Source organism: Gilliamella bombi (assembly GCF_900103255.1).
Classification (GTDB): domain Bacteria; phylum Pseudomonadota; class Gammaproteobacteria; order Enterobacterales; family Orbaceae; genus Gilliamella; species Gilliamella bombi.
The window spans coordinates 16629-38028 of record NZ_FMWS01000055.1; the positions used below are offsets into that span (position 1 = coordinate 16629).

Below are 21400 nucleotides of genomic sequence, written 5' to 3' on the forward strand. Positions count from 1 at the left end.
AATTCAACAACTTTGGTGTATACATGGAAATTTTCTGACTACAAATTGGCGCCGGATACAACACCGGGTACATTCCCTCACCTAAAATCCCTCAATCCTCTTCTTCCAATACTTTAAGCGGTATCTTCGATTCCGCGTCCGAGGCACCAATCACCAAATTTTAAGACCTGCTTCTAGCAGGTTTTTTTTATGTCTAAAGCCTTTTCCAGTAAACCTTGCACCTTAACCATTCAACCAATTTCAACTTAATTACCTCAAAATCAAGTGAACAATAGCTTTAAACATATGAACTTCTCGACGATATTTTTAACTAATACGATAAATCAATACCTAATTCCATGTAATATTAATCCTATGATAAAGTAAACCATAATTTATCATCATATTTATTAACCTTAATAAATAAAATCATTCGGCATAAAAACTTGAAGAGTTAAATTATGCTGAATTAGAAATTTATAAAACAGTTATTGATGTTGGGGACAATGTTAATTCTATTACTGTCTTAATTAATTTATCTGATAACTTAGATTGCAGAAAGTGGCTGTATAGTTTAAAAGAACTAGGTAATTTAAGTAACTACTTTGATTATGAACGTTACAGTCATGATATTACACGCTAAAAAAATAGTACATTTTATTCGGATAATTATATTTATTACACTGGTAAAAGTTTTTGTAATGATTATGATGAAAAATGTGTACCAGAAGAGTATTGTGGTGAAATCATTACAATATTTGTATATTTATTGCGAAATCGCCGCAAAAATGATACTGTATTTACTTACAGTGGCGGAGTATTAGGTCGTTTCCTAAGAAACCAAAGGTATAAATTTAACTTCGATTTAAATAACGTTTCTTATGTAACAGATATTAATCCACTATGTTAAATAGAATAGAATTAGATAAAGTGAAAGAACCATCGCCCGAGGTATTAAAAAAGCTATAGGCTCGTTATAAAATAAATTTACTAGAATTATATGAACTTTCAGAATAAATTGATAGTAGCTTATGTATATCTAAAAATCAGAATCCTTTTTATAATTGTGAATTATTGGGTGAGAAAAAATAAATTCGATTCAAAATATAATAAATCTTTTTGCTAAAAAAGATAGGCATGAAACTAATGGAGTTAAAATGCAGTATAAATTAGGTGAGCTATTTTGTGGTCCAGGTGGATTAGCTTATGGGGCAATAAATGCAAGTAGTTTAGACGAAAAACTTACTATAGTTCATGAATGGGCAAATGATTATGACAGAGATACTTGTGCTACCTATGCTCACAATATTTGTGATGGTAAAAGTAAGTCGGTATTTCATGAAGATATAAGAAAGTTAAATATGGAAAATTTAACACCTATTGATGCATTAGCATTTGGTTTTCCGTGTAATGACTATAGTATTGTAGGAGAACAAAAGGGGATTGATGGAGTCTATGGACCTTTGTATTCCTATGGAGTTAAAGCATTAAAACATTTTCAACCTGATTGGTTTTTGGCTGAAAATGTAGGTGGTCTAAGAAATGCAAATGATGGAAAAGCTTTTACGCAGATTTTATCTGAATTAAAAGATGCTGGTTATGTAGTTGTTCCACATTTATATAAATTTGAAGAATATGGCATTCCCCAAGCTAGACATCGAATAATTATTGTTGGAATTAGGTTGGATTTAAGTAAAACCATATCTTTCAGAGTACCATCCCCTCGTCCTTATTTAAAAGTAGATAATACTTGTAAAAATGCTATAGAAACCCCCCCAATTCCTACTGATGCATTTAACAATGAAATGACAAAGCAGTCTAAAGTTGTTGTTGAAAGATTGAAACATATTTTACCTGGACAAAATGCTTTTACAGCAGATTTACCGAAAGCATTGCAATTGAATGTTAAAGGGGCTAGGATGAGCCAGATTTATAAAAGACTTGATCCTTCCAAACCTGCATACACTGTTACAGGTAGTGGTGGTGGAGGTACTCATATATATCATTGGGAAGAGCCACGGGCTTTGACAAATAGGGAACGAGCAAGATTACAAACATTTCCTGATTCTTATGAATTTTTAGGTTCCAAAGAAAGTGTGCGAAAACAAATTGGTATGGCTGTTCCTTGTCAAGGCGCAAAAATAATATTTGATGCTATTTTGAATAGTTTTGCTAAAATTGATTATGATTCTGTTGAACCTAATATAAGTGAATAGGTAAATGTTTAATCAGGATTTAATTAATAGGATATTGATAGAGCCAATTCGTAAAGGAGCCAATAGGTTATTAATAGTTTCAGGCTACGCTTCTCATACGATGGCATCTTGGCATTTAAAAAGAATTAAAGAATTAGGTTTACCAACAATTGATATAGAATTGATTGTTGGTATGGCCTTATATGATGGATTAAAAGAAGATATTCATCAAGGTTTCAAAGATATTCATGAAAATAATGATGATATCTATTCTAATTTTCAATGTCAGTACATAATTGAACACGCTCCCGTTCACAGTAAAATTTATATTTGGCTAGATAATGATTTACCAATAGAAGCATATACAGGGTCAGCTAATTATTCTCAAGCAGGTTTCAGTTTAGGGAGAAGAGAATATATGACACCTTGTGAGCCTTATCTGGCTTTTCAATATTATAATGGTTTGATTTGTGATGTGATGTTTTGTAATCATAATGAAATCGAAGATTATATTATGTTAAGAGCATCTCATCCTGTTTTAGAGAATGAAATCGAAAATTCAGCTATTATTTTTGATGACAGCATTGAAAATGTAACCCTTTCTCTCTTGGACTCAAAAACTGGTGAAACACACAGGCATTCTGGCCTAAATTGGGGACAAAGAAATGGTAGAGAGCCAAACCAAGCTTACATTCCTGTTCCTTCAAGAATAGCAAGATCTGGATTTTTTCCCCTAGAAAAAAGACATTTTTCAGTTTTAACTGATGATCATAAAAATTTGGTTTTAAGAGTCCAGCAACAAGGTGATAAAGCGATAACAACACCAATGAACAATTCGTTGATAGGAGAATACTTTAGAAATCGTCTAGGCCTTAACAATGGACAGTTCGTAACCAGACAACACTTAGAAGATTATGGAAGAACGGATGTAACTTTTTATAAATTAGATGAAGAACAATTTTATATGGATTTTTCACCGCATTAATAATCAAATTTGACGGAGAAATATAAGTGCTAAATTATTGGTGGGTAACACGACCTAAAAGACGTTTGAATTCAGTTCCAGAAGTATTGGCAACTTTTTCTGATATTTCATTAAATCAAGAATGGATTGGACAACGAGAAATTCATATGTCATTAGAAGACGCCCTCGAAGAAGCTGGATTAAAACGTACTGGAGATCGGCGAGATCAAACAGGTGGTGGAGGTAGAACCTATAAAGCTTGGTTAGTAAGTTTAGGTTTAATTTTTGTACAAGAAAATACTAAAAAAATAAAATTAACCTTAGCTGGGGAAGCAATAATGAATGGTGATTCTCCAGTTGAAGTATTAAAAAATCAAATTATCAAATACCAGTTCCCTTCTTCTTATTCATTAAGTAGCGGAGTAAATGTTTCGGTTCGTTTTAAAATAAGACCTTTCAAGTTTTTGTTAAAATTATTATCAGATTCTAGAATTGAAAGTTTATCAGAAGAGGAAATTGCAAAAATTGTCGTTGTTGAAGCAGAAAATGAAAGTGCTAAATGTTTTGAATATATTGTTCAGCAAATAATTAAATTTAGAAATGATGGTGATGCAATTTTAGCTAAAAATTTTTTTGAAAAATATTCTTCAAGCCGAGGCTCAAAAAATAGTTTTGATCACCTATTAGACATTGCTAACACTATAATTAACTGGTTGGAATATACTCAATTAGTCAAAAGGGATACTGAAGACCATAGGGTAAGAATTATTGAGGATAAAATAGATGAGATTAATCAACTGTTGTCTGATTCTCCATTCATTGACCGTCCTGAACAACATGAATATTTTCAAAGAAAATTTGGTGTGGATCCAAAACATCGAAAAGATACACGTAATTTGTTAAATATACATGGAATTTCAACGAGAGTTATTGCAATTAATAAAATCAAACAGGCATTTATTACTGAATCAGTAAAAATGCCAATAAGTAAAATTACTAGTACTCTCATAGACAAAATTTGTGAAAAAACAGGATTTTTACCTGATCTAGTCGAAGATTGCCTACAAGAATTATATCCACAAGGAGCTATTGGTGCTTTTTTGTCAGAATATTTTGAAATGGCTTTCAAAGGTAGAGAGCAAGCCACTGATTTTGAATTAGCAACGGTAGATTTATTTCAAAATGTTTTTGGTTTTACAGCTAGGCATGTAGGACCAAAAGGTTTGACACCTGATGTGTTATTACTTTCTGATGATGAAGGTTATTCGGCTATTTTAGATAATAAAGCATATAGTAAATATAGTATAACTAATGATCATCATAACAGGATGGTCTATAATTATATTGGTCAGCTTAACAATTATTATAATGGTACTTATCCACTTAGCTTCTTTTCTTATATAGCCGGGGGATTTGGCTCCAATATAAATATACAACTAAATAGAGTTGTTAACGAAACCGGTATTAATGGAAGTGCTATTAATATATCTACAATGATAAATCTAGTTTATGAGCATACAAGTAATCCTTATACACAACAACGAATTAGAGATATATTTAGTCTTAATAGAAGAGTATTACAAGCTGATTTATGAGTTAGTTTATTATTTTATCTTTTATTTTTATAAATATTTTATAAATTATTATAACATTGTTTTTTTAGTTTTTTTAATAAATGATTATTGGTAGCATGTATTTTTAGAGGGAATAATTGTGTCAATTATAGGCACCATAAATTTATCTCTATTGAGCTCAAAAACCGGGAAAACACATTTAAGTTTTGTTTTAAATTGGTGACATAGAAAAATAGAGGACCAAACCAAGCTTACATTCTTGTACCTGTAAACATAGTAAGAACTAGTTTTTCCCCATCAAGTGATGAGCTTTTTGAAATATCATATGATGATAGAAAACGCCTAATATTGCGTTTAGAACAAGACAACGTTAAATTACTGTACAAGAAAATAGTTCAATTCTAGGTAAATACTTTGGAAACCACTAGGCCTAAACAATGGGCAATTCGTAACTAGACAATACTTATCAAAACTAGAGATAGTAAATTTCATTAGATTTTTCTAGGCTTTGAAATTAATTGTTGTCTTGCTGTTTATTTAAAAATGAATGGGATGTCCTACTGTCAATAAATAATATTTAAAATAAGATATCATCCTTGCATTTTTATAAATTTAAAAGAAACATTTTTATCCCAGTTGGGATGATATGATGTTTTTTGTAATAATAATTTCCCTGCTCTATTTATTCTTTCTTTACCTATATCACTGATATATTTAAATCTATTTTTAAATTTTTTGTTCTTAAAATTGCAATGCTCTGGTGATTGAATCATTATAAATTTTCTATTTCCACCATCTTCCGAATTCAATTCCAATGTAGCATGTGCAGTGGTTGCTGAACCAGCAAAAAAATCGAGAATAATATCATTATGTTTTGATGCTATCTGTAATATTTTTTTTATTAATGAAACAGGTTTTGGTGTATCAAAAACTAGTTCATTGTTAAATAAAGATGTTATTTCTTTATTAGCCTGTTGTGTGTGACCGACTTCATCGTATGACCAAAACGTTGTGGGTAGTACTCCTTGTTTAACCTCATTCAAATATCTTTTTAATTGTGGTGCACCAGTACCTTTTTGACCAAAATAAATTCGATTTTCTTGAAGCCATTTATTCATTGTTTCTTTAGATGCTCTCCAACTATTTCCATTTGGAGGATAATACTCTTTACCAGTATTAGGATTAACAATTGGATATACCCTACTAAGAGAAAATTTTTTTACTAATAAATTATCTTGTCGCCAAACACCTTTACCATCGCCATCATCGTTTTTATAAGGTTTATTAAGATTTTCATTCCTAGGCAATAAGTTGATTCTGAAATTACTTGTTTTTTGATAAACAATAATATATTCATGAACAGTGGACATCGTATAAGAATCATTGGATTGAGAATATTTTTTTTGCCAAATAATGTTAGCTATAAAATTTTCTTTGCCAAAAATGTTATCGCAAATTAAACGTAAATTAACTAATTCATTATCATCAATACTAATAAATATTGCTCCATCTTCAGCTAATAAACTTTTGGCTAACTCTAATCTTGGTGACATCATCTCAGACCATGTGAATCCTTTATAATCAGAAAAACAATCATTATATACATAAGAATTGCCAGTATTATAAGGAGGATCTATATAGATTAAATTGATTCTATTTTTATACTTATCAATCAAATGTTCTAATGCAAACAAATTATCACTTTCTATATATAAATGATCTTGATTTATTAATTTGTTAATTTTTTTCATATATAATTATCAAGTTATTAATGCAAAGCAGGTATATAACTATAATTTAATTTTTACACTCAAACCTCCAAAATAATTGAATATAACATTAAAAGCAAGCGAACTTTTGACAAAGAAAGATATACATTTTATGTTTATATTATCAAAACTTAAAAATGACCTTTCCCAGGATATAAATAACATAAGGAATGTTTATGAATAAAAATTATAAACTCCTTTTCCTTCTCATTAACCGATTATAAAAATTTATACTGTAAGCCAAGGTTGAACCTAATTTTTTTGCAATTGGTTCTCATAGTTTATATGAAAATTCTATTTCAAATTTGATGACACTATTTATTGAGCAGAATCCTCATATTCATCCATTCCTGACATGAGCTTTATTATCGCTTTTAGAGTTTCCTGAAATAAATTGTGTTTATCTCAGTGAGCTATCAGTAAAAAAAGATGATGACAGATAAAGAGATTAAGTTCCTACGGATACAACTTCGGATACATTCCTCAACCTCAATTCCTCCAACTCAATAATACCAATGCTTTAAGCAGTATGTTCGATTCCGCGTCCGGGCACCAATCACCAAATTCTAAGACCTGCTTCTAGCAGGTTTTTTTATGCCTAAAGCCTTTTCAAATAAGCCTTTCACCTTGTTTCACTACTCAACAGTGTTCAACTAAAATTAAGCTAAATCCAGTAATAAGTTAATTTTACATCATTAATTTAATGATTATTTTACTTACACTGACTATAATACATTCTATAAAAATCAATTAGTAAGTGATAAGTTATATAATAAATCTAGAACTAGATATAAATTAAGAACTACGAAAATAAAATATACCTGTTCTTTTTTAATATGAATTTGTAAATTAAAAATGGCACTATTTTTGCTTATTTTATCTGTTACATAGTACTTAACTGTCGTTATATTGTTGTTAAAAGTTATTTTTAATCTAAAATGGAATTTTATTGTAACTTTTATGCTATATCGCAATTTTAATTATAGTACGCTTTGCACTGTATATGTGCAAAAAATAAAAAATATGAATTTAAACCAAATAAAAGTTAATTAATATAAAAATTAGAACGTTTTACTAAATCTATATTTAAAAAATATTAAAAATACGACATTCTTACCTGTGTTTAAATGTTACAAAATCGGTTTACAGTTAAATAATTGGAGTGGTTTTATGAGTAATCTAAGGAAATATAAACGTAAATTCTTATTGAGTGCAGGACTAATAACAATGCTTGCGAGTGCACAACTTCATGCTGCAGGAACGTTAGTTTATTGTGCAGAAGCTTCACCTGAAATATTTAATCCACAGTTAGCAACAAGTGGTATTTCAATGGATGCGAGTGCAGTTCCTGTTTATAATCGTTTGGTAGAATTTAAATTAGGTACTACCGAAATTGAACCTTCTTTAGCCAAATCTTGGGATATCAGCCAAGATGGTTTAACCTATACTTTTCATTTACGCGATGATGTTAAGTGGCATAGCAATAAAGAATTCAAACCAACACGAAACCTAAATGCTGATGATGTTATTTTTACATTTATGCGACAAAAAGATAAAAATCATCCTTATAACAAAGTTTCTGGTGGACAATATGAATACTTTGAAAGTATGGGATTCCCAGATTTAATCAAAGAAATTAAAAAGATTGATGACCATACTGTTGTATTTGAATTAAACCATCCAGAAGCCCCTTTTTTAGCAGATTTAGCAATGTCATTTGCATCAATTTTATCAGCTGAATATGCTGATGCTATGCTTAAGAAAAACACACCAGAAAAATTAGACTTAGTTCCTGTTGGTACGGGCCCATTTACTTTTGTACAATACCAAAAAGACTCCAGAATTCTTTATAAAGCAAATCCCGATTATTTTGGTCCAAAAGCCAAACTTGATCGCTTAGTGTTTTCTATTACACCAGATGCCGCAATTCGTTATGCTAAGTTACAAAAAGGCGAGTGTCATGCTATGCCATACCCAAATGTAGCCGATGTTGAACGAATGAAATCAGACAAAAATATTGTTGTTAAAGAAATGGCTGGCGTTAACATTGGCTATTTAGCCTACAATATGGATAAGCCGCCACTTGATAAATTGCAAGTTCGTCAAGCATTAAATATGGCCGTGAACAAAGATGCGATTATAAAAGCTGTTTTTCAAGGTGCAGCTGAACCAGCTAAAAACTTTATTCCTCCATCAATGTGGAGTTATAACGATGAAGTGAAAGATTATCCTTATGATCCAGCGCAAGCAAAAGAGTTATTAAAATCAGCGGGATTAGAGAACGGGTTTACTATCAATTTATGGGCAATGCCAGTACAACGCCCATATAACCCAAATGCACGCCGTATGGCCGAAATGATTCAAGCGGATTGGGCTAAAATTGGCGTAACAGCTAAAATTGTGAGTTATGAATGGGGAGAATATCTATCTCGTATTCGTGATGGTGAACATGATGCTGTATTAATGGGCTGGACTGGAGATAATGGCGACCCTGATAACTTTTATTCTGTCTTGATGAGCTGTGATGCGGTTAAAGCAGGTTCAAACTATTCACGCTGGTGTTACAAACCATTTGATGATTTATTGCAACAAGCGCGTATTGAGTCAAATCACGAAAAAAGAGTTGAGCTATATAAACAAGCACAAGTTGAAATGCATAATCAAGCACCTGCATTGATGATTGCGCATTCAATGGTTTATATGCCATTACGCAAAGAAGTTAAAGGCTATATTATAGCGCCTCTGTCATTACATGACTTTAACCAAGTTACGCTTGAAAAATAGTATTCCTAACGATTAACCACCTAGGTGTGGTTAATCGCTACGTTGGGTTTTGCTAAATTTAGAGCTATAAGTCTATTTTTTAATAACAATAAAATTTTATCTATTTTATAAACGATAGTTTAAAAGCAATATTTAAGAGCTACTACATGTTTCAATTTATTCTAAAGCGGTTAGGTGTACTTATTCCAACGTTTATTTGTATCACACTGCTTACTTTTATTTTTGTTCACCTTATTCCGGGTGATCCCATTATGGTGCTTGCAGGAGAGCGAGGTTTAACCCCTGAACGCCATGCTGAATTAATGACTCAACTGGGTTTAGATAAACCACTGTATCAACAATATTTTCAATATATTATAAACATGCTTCATGGCGATTTAGGAACCTCTTTTAAAAGCCAAATTCCAGTATGGGATGAATTTGTACCCCGATTTAAAGCAACGTTTGAACTTGGATTTTGTGCAATGTTGTTTGCTGTTAGTTTTGGAATCCCAATCGGTGTTCTTGCCGCAGTGAAACGTGGTTCAATATTTGATCACACAGCAATAGGACTATCTTTAACAGGTTACTCCATGCCAATTTTTTGGTGGGGGATGATGCTGATAATGTTAGTCTCAGTACACTTAAATTTAACCCCAGTATCTGGTCGTGTTAGTGATATGCTTTTCTTAGATGAAAGTAATCCTTTAACCGGATTGATGTTAATAGATACTTTATTATGGGGTGAAACAGAAGATTTTATCGATGCAGTTACTCACTTAATTTTACCTGCAATTGTGTTAGGAACCATTCCATTAGCAGTAATTGTCCGCATGACTCGTTCTTCTATGTTAGAAGTATTGAGTGAAGATTATATTCGAACAGCACGAGCTAAAGGCGTTAGTAGAATGCGAATCGTCCTTGTTCATGCATTGCGTAATGCAATGATCCCTGTTGTAACCGTTATCGGCTTACAAGTTGGTACAATGCTTGCCGGCGCCATATTGACCGAAACTGTCTTTTCATGGCCAGGAATTGGTCGTTGGTTAATTGAAGCGCTACAGCGTCGAGATTACCCCGTTGTACAAAGTGGCGTTTTAATTGTTGCGGTCATAATTATTTTAGTGAATTTATTAGTTGATATGTTGTACGGGGTTATTAACCCACGTATTAGACATAAATAAGAGTGTTTTTACAGATGAATAAACAGGTTATTACTGAACCAACCAATACGCAAGACACCAGTTTAGTCGTACCTAAACCATTAACGCCTATGCGTGAGTTCTGGTTCTATTTTTCAAAAAATAAAGGCGCAGTCGTTGGACTGGTCTTTATTATTATTGTTACATTACTCGCTATCTTTGCTAATTTTGTTGCACCACATTCCCCTTCTGAACAATTTAGAGATGCATTACTAGCACCACCCGTTTGGATGAAAGATGGCAGCTGGCAATTTATTTTAGGGACTGACGATGTAGGACGAGATATCCTATCCAGACTCATTTATGGTGCCCGTTTATCCTTATTAGTCGGTTGCTTAGTAGTTATTATCTCATTAATTTTAGGGATTACATTAGGATTAATTGCTGGTTATGCAGGCGGTTTTTTAGACAATGTAATTATGCGTGCAGTGGATATCATGCTTGCATTACCGAGTTTACTACTTGCACTTGTATTAGTTGCAATATTTGGTCCATCAATTATTAACGCTTCAATAGCATTAGCTTTTGTTGCATTACCACATTATGTCCGCTTAACACGCGGAGCAACGATTGCTGAAATTAATAAAGATTATGTGATCGCCTCACGAGTTGCTGGAGCGGGAGCCTTACGGCAGATGTTTATAAATATTCTGCCAAACTGTTTAGCACCATTAATTGTTCAAGCTTCATTAGGATTTTCGAACGCAATTTTAGACATGGCTGCATTAGGTTTTTTAGGCATGGGTGCACAACCACCAACACCAGAATGGGGAACAATGCTTGCTGACGTATTGCAATTTGCACAATCAGCATGGTGGGTCGTTACCTTTCCTGGTTTAGTAATTTTAATGACAGTGTTAGCTTTCAACTTAATGGGAGATGGTTTGCGAGACGCACTTGATCCTAAATTGAAACAGTAATGGAGATACAGTCATGGCACTATTAGAAGTAAAAGAATTATCTGTTCAATTTGGTGGATTTAAAGCAGTAGATCACATTAGTTATGACGTTGAGCAAGGGCAAGTTGTTGGTATTGTTGGTGAATCAGGTTCAGGAAAATCAGTTAGTTCACTCGCCATAATGGGATTAATTGATTTTCCCGGTAAAGTCAATGCAAATGCATTACACTTTGATGGCAAAGATCTTCAACAAATCTCAACTAAAATGCGCCGTAAAATTGTAGGTGCAGATGTGGCAATGATCTTTCAAGATCCGATGACTAGCTTAAACCCATGTTTTACCATAGGTTACCAAATCATTGAAACATTAAAAATCCACCAAGGTGGCAGTAAAAAAGAGCTCAAAGCAAGAGCGATTGAATTGCTTAAATTAGTCGGAATTCCTGATGCTGAAAATCGATTAAAGGTTTATCCGCACCAGTTATCTGGCGGAATGAGCCAACGAGTAATGATTGCAATAGCCATTGCATGCAATCCAAAACTCTTAATTGCTGATGAACCAACAACAGCACTAGATGTCACAATTCAAGGGCAAATTATTGAGTTATTACTTGAGTTGCAACGCAAAAATAATATGGCATTAATTCTTATTACTCATGACTTAGCGTTAGTTTCTGAGGCTGCACAAAAAATTATTGTAATGTATGCTGGACAGGTGGTTGAAATAGGAGATGCTGAAATTATCTTTAAAAAACCATTACACCCTTACACACAGGCACTATTACGATCACTGCCTGAGTTCACTCAAGACAAAGAGCGATTAGCATCATTATCAGGCGTTGTACCAGGAAAATATGATCGACCAACAGGCTGTTTACTCAACCCTCGTTGTCCTTATGCTACTGAACATTGTTATACCCAAGAACCAGCACTAGTTAGCTATGGTGAAACTAGAAAAGTAAAATGTCATTATCCACTATCAAGCGAAGGGATACCACAATATGAACAATAATATGGAAAATAACGAATTACTGCTTGATGCCCGAAAACTGACAAAATATTATCATGTAAAAAGCGGTTTTTTTTCTGAAGCTAAACAAGTTAAAGCTGTTGACGGTGTATCTTTCACATTAGAAAAAGCCAAAACACTTGCAATTGTTGGAGAATCAGGCTGTGGAAAATCATCATTAGCAAGATTATTAACAATGATTGAAAAACCCACATCAGGCGAACTCTATTTCAAAAATCAGAACCTATTGGATGATGATCAACAAGCGCAAAAATTGCGACGCCAAAAAATCCAAATTGTTTTCCAAAATCCATACTCATCATTAAACCCACGCAAAAAAATTGGTGCCATATTAGAAGAACCACTAATTATTAATACTGATCTAACAGCAAATGATCGTAAAGCAAAAGTACTATCAATGATGCAAAAAGTTGGATTAAAAGAAGAGTTTTATAACCGTTATCCCCATATGTTTTCAGGAGGACAACGTCAACGCATTGCTATCGCAAGAGGTTTAATGCTTGATCCCGAAATAGTAGTTGCTGATGAACCTGTTTCAGCATTAGACGTTTCTGTACGGGCACAAGTGCTAAATTTGATGATGGATCTACAGCAAGACCTAGGTTTATCTTATATTTTTATTTCTCATGACCTTTCCGTCGTTGAACACATTGCTGATGACGTAATGGTAATGTATTTGGGTCGTTGCGTTGAACAAGGACGAAAAGATGAAATCTATCGTAACCCTAAACATCCATATACTCAGGCACTATTATCAGCAACCCCAAGATTAAATCCTGATCTTAGACGAGATAGAATTAAATTAGAAGGTGAATTACCAAGTCCGCTAAATCCACCTATGGGTTGTGCGTTTAATGCTCGATGCCGTTTAGCATTTTCACGTTGTACAACAGAACAACCACAGCTTATTAATTATAATGAACATAAAATTGCGTGTTTCTGTATAGAGGAAAATAATAAAGGTGACAGTTAATTCTGTCACTAAATTAGATACTAAATCTATCCATTGCATTTTTCTTTTCTTAGAAGATAACAAATTGTCATATTAATAGTTTTGTGCTAGTTTCGTACTCATTATTAACTTACAACCTCGATAGCCCTAAGATTACTTATGTCCAATTCATCAGCTAAAAAAGTCGCTTTTGCCGCCTTTATTGGTACAACCATTGAATGGTATGATTTTTATATCTATGCCTTGGCATCAGTATTAATATTTGGTCAGCTTTTTTTTCCTGATGATAATCAATTTGTGCAAATCTTAGGATCTTTTGCCACCTTTGCCGTGGGATTTTTATCACGTCCTTTAGGAGCGTTACTATTTGGTCATATTGGTGATCGTTTGGGGCGTAAAAAATCGTTAATTACTACGTTGATTTTAATGGGGTGTGCCACCACCTGTGTTGGTTTATTACCCTCTTATCAACAAGCAGGCATTTTATCACCAATATTATTAGTTACATTACGCATATTACAAGGGATTGCGGTTGGTGGTGAATGGGGCGGTGCAGTGCTTATGACCAATGAACATGCCCCAAAAGGGTTAAAAAACTTCTTTTCTTCCTTTGCACAGTGGGGAAGCCCAGCAGGAAATATTTTAGCATTATTGGTCTTTTCTTATATTATCCGTTCACCTATAGCTGAGCTTATTAATAGTGGCTACTGGCGTATTCCATTTTTAGCCAGTTCTATTTTATTAATTATTGGCATTATTGCTAGAGTCACCTTAACCGAGTCACCTGTCTTTATCGAATCATGCAAAAAGCAAGCAAACTTAAAGCAAGACTCAATACCGATTATTGAAGTTTTAAAAAAATCAACACCACTATTAATTTTAAGCATTGGCGCTAATGTATTGTCATTTAGTGGAATATTTTCTAATACATTAATGATTGGCTATACCACTATTGCACTAGGTATTGAAGACAAGATAATTGTTGATGCTCTATTTTGGATTGCGATTGTGCATTTTGTTGTGCAACCTTTTATTGCCTATTTTTCAGAAAAATACTCGGCAACACGATTTTTAATTTGTTCGGCAATCTTAGCAATGGGATCGGTATTTTTATTATTCCCAATCATTCAGCTAGGCACAAAAAATAGCTTTATTATTGGTATTTCGCTCAACGTAATTTGCTACAGTGGCTTTTATGGCGTAATAGCGGGCTATTTAAGTCGAGTTTTTCCTACCAGAATACGTTACACAGGGTTATCTATCAGCTATCAAGGTTGCGCTGCCATTTTTGGTAGCCTAATTCCGATGATAGGGGCATATATTATTTATACTTACAAAGCTTTTTGGATACCATTAGCCTTGTTTTATTGTTGTTTAGCATTGATATCTATCATCTGTATCTATCTCCTAAACCGCTATCATTACTATGACGAATAATAAGGCAAACATATGAAAACAGTATTATCAATTCAATCAAATGTTGTTTATGGTTATGCCGGTAACAAGGTATCGACATTAGCCATGCAGCTACAAGGCGTTGAAGTTATGCCGATCCATACCGTGCAATTATCCAGTAATACGGTTTATCCTCATTATGATGGCATAGTGCTTGGTGCTAAACAAATTACACGAATAGTTAATAGTCTAGAAAAAATTGGGATCTTAAAGTCTATTGACGCCATTATTTCGGGCTATATTGGTCTTGCTGAACAAGGCGAAGAAATCTTAGAAGCAGTCAACAAAATTAAATACTATAATCCTAATGCTATCTATGTTTGTGATCCTGTTATGGGGGGCGATATTAATAAAGGTAGTTCACTGCCACAAGGTATTATTGATTTCTTCACTAAGCAAGCGGTTAAACAAGCCGACTATATCACACCAAATTTATTAGAATTACAAATACTTTCTGATATCGAAATTAAAACATTTAACGATGTACTAAATGCAATAAAAACACTACAAAAACAGTCTATTAAAGCTATATTAGTAAAAAATTTGGTGCACGCTGGCAAAACAACCGACCTATTTGAAATGGTGTTAGCAACGCCAACCCAAAACTATCATCTTGCCCGCCCACTATATGACTTTCCACATCGTCCATTAGGTGTGGGTGATTTAATTTGTAGCTTGTTTACAGCGCATCTAATTAATGGACAATCCCAATTAATGGCGTTTGAATTAGCCGCCAATGCCGCTAATCACGTGCTAGAGGTCACCAAACAAAAAGAGGCTCGAGAATTGGCAATTATTGATGCTCAAGCGTGGATTAAAAAACCAGATTTACGGTATCGGGGGATGGAGTTGATGTTATAAAAGAATATCATTTCTATGTTATTCTTCTAAACAATAAGTATTTTGTGCTAAAATTTTATATTAATATTTTGATTAAATAATAAATTCTAGCACAAAATATTTTCCTAATTATACTTTAAACGTAATCCAAGGTTTAAGTTTAACTATGGTTTGAATCAAATCGGCTTTTTGTTGCGCCTCAATTACTGGTGTAATTGGTTTGTATGCTATAGGCGCTTCTTCGCGTAGCCGCTCTTCTTTGAGAGTAATGCATTGCCATGGTAAGGTAGTCTTTTCAAACTCTACCTTTTTATTACGCATGTTTTGCCTTCTTTCTGCTCTTCCTGCACCATGTGAACAAGACCATAACCACTCTTCATTACCTTTACCAACTGCTACATAAGAGTGATCACCCATCGACCCAGGAATTAATGTTATTTGACCTGTATATGCAGGCGTAGCACCTTTACGATGAATATTCATGCCTTGCTCTGGTAAAATAATATTATGAGAAATATCAACCACTAATTGACTATCATCTTGATGAAAGATCGTTGATAACGATTTACGTATTAACTCGGTGATGACAATACGATTTATCCAAGCATATCGAGCAGCAACGCCCATTGCTTGTAAATAAGCTTTAGCGTCATTATCAGTCAAGCCAAACAATCCTGATTTAGGCTGTTTTTCATTAGCTGGCCATAGGGCTTTTGCTCTATCTTGCCAACGTTGACCAATATAAAATCCAACATCACGTGATCCAGTATGGATCATAACCACAATACTATTTTTTTGAAGACCTAATTGATAAGCTAAATGACGATCCATTATCTCATCAACAATTTGTAACTCAACAAAATGGTTACCAGAACCGACAGTACCTAAGCTAGCAGGACGGATAATATCTCGCTTTTCAAAAAAGGCTTCAGGTGCATATTTACTATCTGCCACAATTAAATGATTACCAGATATTTTATCAAGCTCTGCCCGTAACCGTTCATAATTAACCGAATTCCATAGCCCATGCTGAGGTAATTCAGATAACCATGCCGAAATATCTTGATCAAATAATGCTTGAAAAGATCGCGGCGTAACAGGAACATCACGTTCATCTTGCAATAATACGCGTTTTAATTGCGCAATAATTGAAGACTTTTGTTTACACACTTGCTCATAACTTAAGCCCGTTGTAAAAAGCCGCATACCACAATTAATATCAGTGCCAATTGCAGCTGGAATAATAAAATTCTGCGTGGTAGCGACAATACTACCTACTGGTGCAATAGTACCCGGATGAAAATCGGGTGTTGCACGCGCAGTACAAACTTTACCTAAACTATTAGGTATTTTAACTGAAGCAAAATTTAATAGTTGTTCTACGGCTTTTTCCTCTAATGGTAAAGGATTAGGCAATAATACCTGAGCAGTAGTATTTTCTTTATTAAAAGTATAAATATCATTATTAAAATGACTTTCAATCCCAAGGCGGGACAAACGTTTTTGTAAACGGGTAAATGTAGACATAATAGCCACCTAGAAAACAATAAAATAGTGTCTCCTCATATTGAGAAGATAATTACTGTTTTCCTGCAGCAGCACTATTCAGGAAAGCGGGCACATTCTATACAAAAAATCTTTATCTGTAAAGATATTGAGATTTGATAAACCATATATTAATATTATGGATTACATATCAGTATTAAATCAAAACATAAAATTTAAAAGAGAAAATAAAGAATTATTATGGGTATGGGGATACAAAAAGTTATGCTAACACCATGCAAATCAGAAAAAGAATTGTTAGAGCACTTTGGTTGTTATGGATTTGAAAAACAGCTCAATTTTTATGAAATAATTGGCGATAGCAATTGGCAAATAGATATCAATCAAGGTGTTATCTATTTTGGTGATAATATAACCTTTTCTATTCAATTATTAGGTACTTTTTCTTTATCTTCTGAAACATGGCTTTGGTCTTGGAATAACGAAGCATCGCAGTTACCCACATCGGTTATTGAACAAGCGTTGAATTTAAAAAGCTATGGTGAAGAAAATGATATTAATTTATTCACTTCTGCTCAATTTGACACTACACAAGAAGATTTATACAAAATAGGGGTAATTGCTACAGGAATGTTTAATACCGATGGATATTATCTGGCTGATTTTGGGCAAGGAATAGCATTGGTAACCATAAAAAAAGATCATATTAACTCAAAAAATAATAACCAGAATAAAATCTCTAAAATTTTGCCAAAATTTATAACAAATCTGTTTGGGAGTTCTTCATCTGAAAGTGATAACCATGAGCAGAAAAATAATCAAACCCAAATTTTTGAAATATTTTCTCAATTTATTTCAAACTTTGATGTGGATCATTACCAGGCACTTAAGTACTATCTAATTGCTAAAGATTATCAAGTCAAACAAAGCGATTTGACAGCTCAAACAGAGCTTGTTGCAATAAAAGGTGAGCAAAGAGTAGTTGCTAAATTTGATGAACAATCTCGTTTAATTAGTTTAAATGTATAAATACAGTTGTCAGTAAAAATCTTTTCATTTATGGAATAGATTTTACCAATACATTGATTAAGCTTTATTAACCATATCCCAACTTAAACCAAACTTTGCCAAATATTTTTTTAATCGATCAGCATCATTGCTACGTTGTTTTTTTATGCGAGACACAGCGAACAATTTTCTGCCAGCTTCAGATAAACAGCTACTTTTTTGGCAGATTTCAATCACCTTTTCCAATTGGAAGCGATCAAATTCATCTATTTCTAATGGAATTAAAGAGTCATCTGATTTGTGTTTCCCCCAGTTTTGTTTTAAGCGTAGAATCTCTTTTTCTACTTGTTCCAACGTAATATTAGCTTGTGGTGCTAACGTTGCCATTCGAATAATCGAGCTATTTAATTCACGAAAGTTACCCTGCCATAAGGCTTCCTGAGAGGTAGCAAAAGCTAAATAAGCACGTCTTGATTGTTGATTGAAACGTGGCATAATGCCGTATTCTTTAGCATAACGCGCCAATTCATAATCAATATTCGGTTCGATATCTTCTTTTCGTTCGGCTAAACTCGGCAGTTGATAACTCCACAAATTGATTCTGGCAAACAGATCTTCACGAAATTCACCATTCTCAATCGCCAATTTAAGATCTTTATTAGTCCCAGCAATTAATTGAAAATCACTCTGAATCGGTTTATCACTACCAAATGGATAAAATTGTTTCTCTTCGATCGCTTTTAATAACATTGCTTGTTCATCAAGCCCAAGTTCACCAATTTCATCTAAAAATAATAATCCCCCATCAGCATTTTTAAGTAAACCGGTACGAGCGAGATTTGCACCCGTAAATGCTCCTTTCACATGGCCAAATAAGGTTGACATTGCACTATCACCTCGTAAGGTGGCGCAGTTAATTTCGACAAATTGACCGTTAATTTGATGATTAGTGTGTTTTAGCAAATAAATTTGTTTAGCTAAAAATGATTTACCTGCACCAGTTGGCCCACACAATAAAATAGGGGCATGCGATCGGCTAGCAACCTGTTCTATTTCAGCAATTAATTGATTAAATTGTTGGTTACGAGTAGCGATACCTGACTTTAACAGATCTGTTGCTTGAATGGCATATTGTTGAAAACGGGTTAAGATTTTATCATAACGATGCAAATTCAAATCGATGATATTCATATTACCGTAAGGTACTTGCGCAATAAGATCTGCTTCCTCTAAGTTATAATTTTTTTCTATTACCTCCTTTTTGGATGGTGGAGACATTTGTAATAATTTAGCTGGATAATAGCGCGATTCTGCTAGTAAAAACAAACAAATCTGTGCGACATGCGTACCTGTTGTGATATGCAAATAATACTCTTCTTGTTCTGAATTAAATGAGTAGTTTTTCGAAATATCAAAAAGGCAGGTATAAACTTGTTCAAAATCCCATGGATCATCTATATTTACTGCGATTGGCCTTACTTCGGTTTGTGGTGATAAAATTTTAATATCTTTAACAACTTCGCAAAGCAGATGATAATCGTTTTGATAATAGAGTAATTCAAATCGAGTTAATGGTAGATCAGATTGATGACATAAATCGATAGTCGGTCGCCATTGCAACCATCGTCGTTTACCTTTACCACGTTGATCCAATACATTTCCTAAAAAACCAAACACTACATTCTTTTTCATTTTTATAAAAATTTATAAATTAATAGATAAAATTATAAAAAACAAACTTATTTAAATCTATCTAATTTTTAGATTCATCTGTTTTAAATTTATTTTTTTGTTTTAAATCAAATTGATATTAATTGTTTTTATCTTTTTTTAATTTTTGGCACACTTTTAGCAAATTATAATAATGAATAAGAAAAAAGGTTTTATCGCCCAAGAGAAAAGGGATAACATCCCAAAATAAAACTGAACTTGTAAACTTAGAAACTTAACGTTACATAAAATTTAGATGGAATTAAAAATGAGTCAATATAACTTATTACAAACAGATAATGCCAAACCAATAAAAATGTGGACAAAAGGCGTGCCTGTTGAAGAAGAAGCCAAAACACAATTAACCAAAACGGCACAATTACCGTTTATTTTTAAACATATCGCCGTCATGCCTGATGTGCATGTCGGTAAAGGATCAACTATCGGTAGTGTGATCCCAACGATAGGCGCAATTATACCGGCAACTGTAGGGGTGGATATTGGTTGTGGCATGATTGCTGTGCAAACGTCTTTAATAGCGAGTGATTTACCTGACAATCTATTACCGTTACGAAATGAAATTGAAAAAGCAGTACCGCATGGCCGATCGCCTCATAATCGTCGACAAGATATTGGTAGCTGGCAAAATCCACCATTACTCATTGACCAGTATTGGCAACAGTTATTACCCGGTTTTGAAAAGTTAACAGAAAAATATCCAAATTTTTTAAAAACCAATAATTACCGGCATTTAGGCACACTTGGCACTGGCAACCATTTTATCGAAATTTGTTTGGACGAAGCCGATCGAGTTTGGATTATGTTGCATAGTGGATCACGAGGTGTAGGTAATGCTATTGGTAACTTTTTTATAGAAATGGCACGAAAAGATATGGAAGTCCATAACAAAAATCTACCTGATAAAGACTTAGCATATTTGGAAGAAGGAACCGAACATTTTCATGATTATGTTGATGCTGTGCATTGGGCGCAAGAATTTGCAAAGCTCAACCGTGAAGCCATGATGAATAATGTTATCTTAGCAATGCGTAAAGTCATTACTAAACCATTTACCACGCACATGTCGGCGGTAAATTGTCACCATAACTATGTGCAAAAAGAGCAACATTTTGGTGAAGACATTTTCATTACACGTAAAGGTGCAGTGTCTGCTCGAAAAGGTGAACTAGGGATTATTCCGGGATCAATGGGAGCTAAAAGCTATATTGTGCGAGGACTTGGTAATGAAGAAAGTTTCTGTTCATGCTCGCACGGTGCAGGGCGAGTTATGAGCCGAACAGAAGCTAAAAAGAAATTTACCATTAAAGACCAAATTAAAGCAACAGCACACGTTGAATGCCGAAAAGATGCCAACGTGATTGATGAAATCCCAATGGCATACAAAGATATTGATGCGGTAATGACAGCCCAAAATGAACTGGTCGAAATTGTCCATCAATTACGGCAAGTTGTGTGTGTGAAAGGGTAAAAAATATTGAGGAGCAATCCTCAATATTGGTGGAAATAAAAATATTAAAAACCTTAATTATATCA

The 21400-nt window shown here is 33.5% G+C and carries 15 protein-coding genes and 1 pseudogene; 13 read left to right on the forward strand and 3 right to left on the reverse strand.

Annotated elements, in window-relative coordinates:
- Window positions 1–1136: 1136 nt before the first annotated feature.
- From B9N71_RS10185 to B9N71_RS13575, 4 genes and pseudogenes are all read left to right on the forward strand, one after another.
- Window positions 1137–2195 carry a DNA cytosine methyltransferase gene (locus B9N71_RS10185; RefSeq protein ID WP_085165850.1) on the forward strand — a complete coding sequence of 353 codons (1059 nt, stop codon included), beginning with the start codon at window positions 1137–1139 and terminating at the stop codon, window positions 2193–2195.
- A gap of 4 nt (window positions 2196–2199) precedes the next feature.
- Complete coding sequence (locus B9N71_RS10190) at window positions 2200–3159, forward strand: restriction endonuclease PLD domain-containing protein (RefSeq protein WP_085165851.1); 960 nt, start codon at window positions 2200–2202, stop codon at window positions 3157–3159.
- A 26-nt stretch (window positions 3160–3185) separates the two neighbouring features.
- Entirely contained in the window at window positions 3186–4733 is a 1548-nt protein-coding gene (locus B9N71_RS10195) for a restriction endonuclease FokI C-terminal domain-containing protein (protein ID WP_085165852.1), read from the forward strand.
- Between the two features lie 222 nt (window positions 4734–4955).
- A pseudogene (locus B9N71_RS13575) lies at window positions 4956–5117 on the forward strand (hypothetical protein); the annotation flags it as partial.
- Window positions 5118–5302: 185 nt separating this feature from the next.
- Here B9N71_RS13575 and B9N71_RS10200 read toward each other — a convergent pair.
- On the reverse strand, window positions 5303–6463 hold the full coding sequence (locus B9N71_RS10200; RefSeq protein ID WP_085165853.1) for a site-specific DNA-methyltransferase: 1161 nt from the start codon (window positions 6461–6463) through the stop codon (window positions 5303–5305).
- 1188 nt (window positions 6464–7651) lie between these two features.
- Between B9N71_RS10200 and B9N71_RS10205 the strand changes: the two genes are divergently transcribed.
- The 7 genes from B9N71_RS10205 to pdxY all read left to right on the forward strand — a co-directional run bounded on the left by B9N71_RS10205 (window position 7652) and on the right by pdxY (window position 15643).
- Complete coding sequence (locus B9N71_RS10205) at window positions 7652–9265, forward strand: ABC transporter substrate-binding protein (protein ID WP_085165854.1); 1614 nt, start codon at window positions 7652–7654, stop codon at window positions 9263–9265.
- A gap of 146 nt (window positions 9266–9411) precedes the next feature.
- Window positions 9412–10428: a dipeptide ABC transporter permease DppB gene (gene dppB / locus B9N71_RS10210; protein WP_085165855.1), complete on the forward strand. Its 1017-nt coding sequence runs from the start codon at window positions 9412–9414 to the stop codon at window positions 10426–10428.
- A 14-nt stretch (window positions 10429–10442) separates the two neighbouring features.
- Window positions 10443–11366 carry a dipeptide ABC transporter permease DppC gene (dppC, locus tag B9N71_RS10215; RefSeq protein WP_085165856.1) on the forward strand — a complete coding sequence of 308 codons (924 nt, stop codon included), beginning with the start codon at window positions 10443–10445 and terminating at the stop codon, window positions 11364–11366.
- Between the two features lie 13 nt (window positions 11367–11379).
- Window positions 11380–12357 carry a dipeptide ABC transporter ATP-binding protein gene (gene dppD / locus B9N71_RS10220; protein WP_065574665.1) on the forward strand — a complete coding sequence of 326 codons (978 nt, stop codon included), beginning with the start codon at window positions 11380–11382 and terminating at the stop codon, window positions 12355–12357.
- Entirely contained in the window at window positions 12347–13348 is a 1002-nt protein-coding gene (locus B9N71_RS10225; RefSeq protein WP_085165857.1) for a peptide ABC transporter ATP-binding protein, read from the forward strand. The genes dppD and B9N71_RS10225 overlap by 11 nt, the downstream gene beginning before the upstream one ends.
- A gap of 138 nt (window positions 13349–13486) precedes the next feature.
- Window positions 13487–14764: an MFS transporter gene (locus B9N71_RS10230; RefSeq protein ID WP_085165858.1), complete on the forward strand. Its 1278-nt coding sequence runs from the start codon at window positions 13487–13489 to the stop codon at window positions 14762–14764.
- Window positions 14765–14776: 12 nt separating this feature from the next.
- On the forward strand, window positions 14777–15643 hold the full coding sequence (gene pdxY / locus B9N71_RS10235) for a pyridoxal kinase PdxY (RefSeq protein ID WP_085165859.1): 867 nt from the start codon (window positions 14777–14779) through the stop codon (window positions 15641–15643).
- Window positions 15644–15751: 108 nt separating this feature from the next.
- Here pdxY and B9N71_RS10240 read toward each other — a convergent pair whose 3' ends face one another.
- Window positions 15752–17149, reverse strand: a complete 1398-nt coding sequence (locus tag B9N71_RS10240) for an RtcB family protein (protein ID WP_085165860.1) — start codon at window positions 17147–17149, stop codon at window positions 15752–15754.
- Window positions 17150–17392: 243 nt separating this feature from the next.
- Between B9N71_RS10240 and B9N71_RS10245 the strand changes: the two genes are divergently transcribed.
- Window positions 17393–18157 carry a DUF6882 domain-containing protein gene (locus B9N71_RS10245; protein ID WP_143422113.1) on the forward strand — a complete coding sequence of 255 codons (765 nt, stop codon included), beginning with the start codon at window positions 17393–17395 and terminating at the stop codon, window positions 18155–18157.
- Window positions 18158–18214: 57 nt separating this feature from the next.
- Here B9N71_RS10245 and rtcR read toward each other — a convergent pair whose 3' ends face one another.
- Entirely contained in the window at window positions 18215–19828 is a 1614-nt protein-coding gene (rtcR, locus tag B9N71_RS10250; RefSeq protein WP_085165862.1) for an RNA repair transcriptional activator RtcR, read from the reverse strand.
- A 286-nt stretch (window positions 19829–20114) separates the two neighbouring features.
- Between rtcR and B9N71_RS10255 the strand changes: the two genes are divergently transcribed.
- Entirely contained in the window at window positions 20115–21335 is a 1221-nt protein-coding gene (locus B9N71_RS10255) for an RtcB family protein (protein WP_208610488.1), read from the forward strand.
- Window positions 21336–21400 lie beyond the last annotated feature (65 nt).

Excerpts from the sequence above, each read along its gene's own strand:
- B9N71_RS10185 (WP_085165850.1), top strand. The coding sequence starts at position 1,137 with ATGCAGTATAAATTAGGTGAGCTATTTTGTGGTCCAGGTGGATTAGCT.
- B9N71_RS10190 (WP_085165851.1), top strand. The coding sequence starts at position 2,200 with ATGTTTAATCAGGATTTAATTAATAGGATATTGATAGAGCCAATTCGT.
- B9N71_RS10200 (WP_085165853.1), bottom strand. The coding sequence starts at position 6,463 with ATGAAAAAAATTAACAAATTAATAAATCAAGATCATTTATATATAGAA.
- B9N71_RS10205 (WP_085165854.1), top strand. The coding sequence starts at position 7,652 with ATGAGTAATCTAAGGAAATATAAACGTAAATTCTTATTGAGTGCAGGA.
- dppB (WP_085165855.1), top strand. The coding sequence starts at position 9,412 with ATGTTTCAATTTATTCTAAAGCGGTTAGGTGTACTTATTCCAACGTTT.
- dppC (WP_085165856.1), top strand. The coding sequence starts at position 10,443 with ATGAATAAACAGGTTATTACTGAACCAACCAATACGCAAGACACCAGT.
- dppD (WP_065574665.1), top strand. The coding sequence starts at position 11,380 with ATGGCACTATTAGAAGTAAAAGAATTATCTGTTCAATTTGGTGGATTT.
- B9N71_RS10225 (WP_085165857.1), top strand. The coding sequence starts at position 12,347 with ATGAACAATAATATGGAAAATAACGAATTACTGCTTGATGCCCGAAAA.
- B9N71_RS10230 (WP_085165858.1), top strand. The coding sequence starts at position 13,487 with ATGTCCAATTCATCAGCTAAAAAAGTCGCTTTTGCCGCCTTTATTGGT.
- pdxY (WP_085165859.1), top strand. The coding sequence starts at position 14,777 with ATGAAAACAGTATTATCAATTCAATCAAATGTTGTTTATGGTTATGCC.
- B9N71_RS10240 (WP_085165860.1), bottom strand. The coding sequence starts at position 17,149 with ATGTCTACATTTACCCGTTTACAAAAACGTTTGTCCCGCCTTGGGATT.
- B9N71_RS10245 (WP_143422113.1), top strand. The coding sequence starts at position 17,393 with ATGCTAACACCATGCAAATCAGAAAAAGAATTGTTAGAGCACTTTGGT.
- rtcR (WP_085165862.1), bottom strand. The coding sequence starts at position 19,828 with ATGAAAAAGAATGTAGTGTTTGGTTTTTTAGGAAATGTATTGGATCAA.
- B9N71_RS10255 (WP_208610488.1), top strand. The coding sequence starts at position 20,115 with ATGAGTCAATATAACTTATTACAAACAGATAATGCCAAACCAATAAAA.